Below are 3,573 nucleotides of genomic sequence, written 5' to 3' on the forward strand. Positions count from 1 at the left end.
ACGCGCCTTCTTTAACAGCCTTAGGAGCACCTTCTACGAGGTCCTTAGCTTCTTTCAGGCCCAGACCGGTGATTGCGCGAACTTCTTTGATCACGTTGATCTTGTTTGCGCCGCCATCAGCGAGGATAACGTCAAATTCGGTCTTTTCTTCAGCGGCTGGTGCAGCAGCACCGGCAGCAGCAGCAACTGCTACAGGAGCAGCAGCAGATACGCCCCACTTTTCTTCAAGAAGCTTGGACAGTTCTGCAGCTTCCAGAACGGTCAGTGCGGACAGGTCTTCAACGATCTTTGCGAGATCAGCCATTTGTATATTCCTTTGATTAAGGTTTGAACTGTTATAACAGCGAGAACGGCCTTACGCCGCCTCGTTCTTCCGGGCATGTGCGCCGATAACGCGAGCAATTTGACCTGCTGGCGCGCTTGTGAGCACAGCGAGACGGGTGGCTGGTGTCTGAACCATACCAACCAGCTTGGCGCGCAGTTCGTCGAGCGACGGCAGGGAAGCAAGAGCTTTCACGCCTTCTGCATCGAGAGTAGTCGCACCCATAGAACCACCAAGAATGACAAGCTTGTCATTGGTCTTAGCGAATTCTACCGCTACTTTCGGAGCTGCAATCGGATCGATTGCATAAGCAATTACAGTCTGTCCGGTGAACAGATTTGCAATGCCTTCGGACTCCGTGCCCTGAAGAGCGATTTTGGCAAGACGGTTCTTCGCGACTTTAACGGCGCCGCCTGCTGCACGGACTTTTTCGCGAAGATCGCTCATCTGTGCAACTGTGAGACCGCTATAGTGGGCCACGACGACCGAACCGGACTCTTTGAAAGTGCCGTTCAGCCAAGTGACAAATTCGCGCTTTTCCGCTTTTTCCACTGTCTCTCTCCAGTTGATAAGAATACACAGGAGTATTCTTACCGGGTTGCCTTTGCCGGATAGCGTGTAAGAAGTGCTATCCAACTTACGAGGTTCCTGTCCCCTTCCCCTTCACCGCCCGAGAGCAGATCCGGTCAAGGCAACTACGGTTCAAACCTTAAAACACAGCAAAGCTGCAAAAAATAAGGTCATTCCACGTCTCATGCAGGCTCATAAAATTAAGGCGAACCACCTGCAATCTCGGACAGGATACCGGAATTTTACTTCCGGTGATCCGGGCCCAGAGGCCCCGGAAACTTGTTTCAATTCGAATGTCGCAATTACTCGGGCAACATTTGAATCAGGCTTTTACAGATTTATTCCGTAAAAGCAAATCAGGCGATTTTAACGCTCGAAGGTTCAACCTTGATGCCAACGCCCATGGTCGAAGAAACCGCAACGCGCTTCAGGTATTCACCTTTTGCACCGGCTGGCTTGGCTTTCAGAACTGCATCTGCGAAAGCGCGGATGTTTTCTTCCAGAGCCTTAACTTCGAAAGAAGCCTTACCAATACCTGCATGAATGATACCGGCTTTTTCAACGCGGAATTCAACTGCGCCGCCCTTGGAAGCCTTAACAGCACCGGCAACATCAACTGTTACAGTACCGACTTTAGGGTTTGGCATCATACCGCGCGGGCCGAGAACCTTACCAAGACGACCAACGAGTGGCATCATGTCAGGAGTGGCAATGCAGCGATCGAAATCGATATTGCCGGCATTGATGGTTTCGAACAGGTCTTCCGCACCAACGATATCCGCACCGGCTTTCTTAGCTTCTTCAGCTTTGTCACCACGGGCAAATACAGCAACGCGAACAGTACGGCCTGTACCGTTTGGCAGATTAACAACGCCGCGAACCATCTGGTCAGCATGACGTGGATCTACGCCGAGATTCATCGAAACTTCGATAGTTTCATCGAATTTCGCAACAGCACGTTCCTTTACGAGACCAAGAGCAGTGCTCAGGTCGTAAAGTTTCATAGGCTCTACGCCTTCACGGATTTTAGCGACACGCTTTGAAATTTTCGCCATCGTATCAGCCTTCCACCTTCAGACCCATCGAACGGGCAGAACCTTCAACCATGCGCATTGCAGCTTCAACGTCAGACGCATTCAGGTCTTTCATTTTGGCTTCAGCAATTTCGCGCACTTTGTCACGGGAAACCGTGCCGGCAGAAATCTTGCCAGGCTCTTTCGAACCGGACTTCAGATTAGCAGCCTTCTTGAGGAAGTAGGTTACAGGAGGAGTCTTCATCACGAATGTGAAGGACTTATCCTGATAATAGGTAATCACGACCGGAACAGGCGAACCTTTTTCCATTTCCTGCGTGGCAGCGTTAAATGCCTTACAGAATTCCATGATGTTAATACCGCGCTGACCCAGAGCCGGACCGATTGGCGGCGATGGATTTGCGGCGCCAGCAGCTACCTGAAGCTTCAGCTGGCCTGCAACTTTTTTAGCCATTACTATCTGCCTTTTTTCTTGCCCCTCAGGGCAATGTTAAATGCCTTACGGCACTCTATCACCACTGCATATGCAGCGTTGCAGCGGGTGGTCCGGTTAACAGAGCGGCTAAGCCTGCGCCCCTTCCACCCAATTTGTCACCTTGGTGACAACTCAGCCCTTAGGCTGAAATGATCAGAGTTTTTCAACCTGACCAAAATCGAGATCTACAGGTGTTGCGCGACCAAAGATCGACACTTCAACCTTCAGACGCGAACGATCATCATCAACTTCCTGCACGATACCGTTGAAGGAAGCGAAAGGACCGTCCGAAACACGAACAGATTCACCCACTTCAAACGATATAGAAGCACGTGGACGCTCAACACCTTCTTCCACCTGAGAAAGAATCTGCTGAACTTCACGGTCACTGATCGGAACAGGCTTCGACTCTGTACCGAGGAAGCCGGTTACGCGCGGGGTATTTTTAATCAGATGATAGACATCATCTGTCAGATTGGCACGAACCAGAACATAGCCCGGAAAGAATTTGCGCTCTGCGTCAACCTTACGGCCGCGGCGCACTTCCACGATCTTTTCTGTAGGCACCAGAATTTTTTCAAAAAGATGAAACAGACCTTTTTGCTTCGCCTTTTCTTCGATTGCTTCAGCAACCTTTTTTTCGAAATTCGAATATGCGTGTACGATATACCAACGCGCAGTCATTATGCTTCTCCCGTATAGCTCACACCAGCCAAATGCCAACCAAGCCTATATTAACGACCGAGACTCAGAAGCAATTCAACGCCATAAGCCATCAACTGATCCGCAAAAAAGAAAAACAGCGCCGCCAGAAAAGCCATAATAACAACCATGACGGTTGAAATAACAGTTTCACGCCGGGTTGGCCACGTTACTTTAGCCGTCTCAGCACGAACCTGACGGAAAAACGTAATCGGATTTGTTTTGGACGCCATTTGCCACTCTGCGCTTGAAAAAAATTAATCCCAATCAAAACAAGCCGTTAAGAATGTATTAATCAGAAAGAACTCACAAGATTACGGCACGTCGGACGAAAACTCAATCCCACGCACCGTTTACGTATTGCCCTACATAGAGCCGATTCCATAAAAAAACAAGCCCATATGCTAAGATATAATAAATTCCCGCATATCATGCACGGAAAGTGCATGGCGCCCCTGCCCTGCGGCGGG

Annotated in this window: 6 protein-coding genes; all 6 read right to left on the minus strand. The window is 49.8% G+C overall.

Features of this window, described 5'->3' with window-relative positions:
* On the minus strand, nucleotides 1–304 hold a 304-nt coding region (gene rplL / locus A918_RS0104880), incomplete at its 3' end, for a 50S ribosomal protein L7/L12 (protein ID WP_022709967.1).
* A gap of 51 nt (nucleotides 305–355) precedes the next feature.
* The gene (gene rplJ / locus A918_RS0104885; protein ID WP_022709968.1) at nucleotides 356–874 is read right to left on the minus strand and encodes a 50S ribosomal protein L10; all 519 of its coding nucleotides are present in this window, start codon (nucleotides 872–874) and stop codon (nucleotides 356–358) included.
* Nucleotides 875–1,248: 374 nt separating this feature from the next.
* Nucleotides 1,249–1,947, minus strand: a complete 699-nt coding sequence (rplA, locus tag A918_RS0104890; RefSeq protein WP_022709969.1) for a 50S ribosomal protein L1 — start codon at nucleotides 1,945–1,947, stop codon at nucleotides 1,249–1,251.
* 4 nt (nucleotides 1,948–1,951) lie between these two features.
* Nucleotides 1,952–2,380 carry a 50S ribosomal protein L11 gene (gene rplK, locus A918_RS0104895; protein WP_022709970.1) on the minus strand — a complete coding sequence of 143 codons (429 nt, stop codon included), beginning with the start codon at nucleotides 2,378–2,380 and terminating at the stop codon, nucleotides 1,952–1,954.
* 174 nt (nucleotides 2,381–2,554) lie between these two features.
* Nucleotides 2,555–3,085, minus strand: coding sequence for a transcription termination/antitermination protein NusG (nusG, locus tag A918_RS0104900; RefSeq protein WP_022709971.1), 531 nt, complete (start codon nucleotides 3,083–3,085; stop codon nucleotides 2,555–2,557).
* 50 nt (nucleotides 3,086–3,135) lie between these two features.
* Nucleotides 3,136–3,336 carry a preprotein translocase subunit SecE gene (gene secE / locus A918_RS0104905; RefSeq protein WP_022709972.1) on the minus strand — a complete coding sequence of 67 codons (201 nt, stop codon included), beginning with the start codon at nucleotides 3,334–3,336 and terminating at the stop codon, nucleotides 3,136–3,138.
* Nucleotides 3,337–3,573: the final 237 nt, after the last annotated feature.

The organism is Pseudochrobactrum sp. AO18b, assembly GCF_000409565.1.
Classification (GTDB): domain Bacteria; phylum Pseudomonadota; class Alphaproteobacteria; order Rhizobiales; family Rhizobiaceae; genus Pseudochrobactrum; species Pseudochrobactrum saccharolyticum.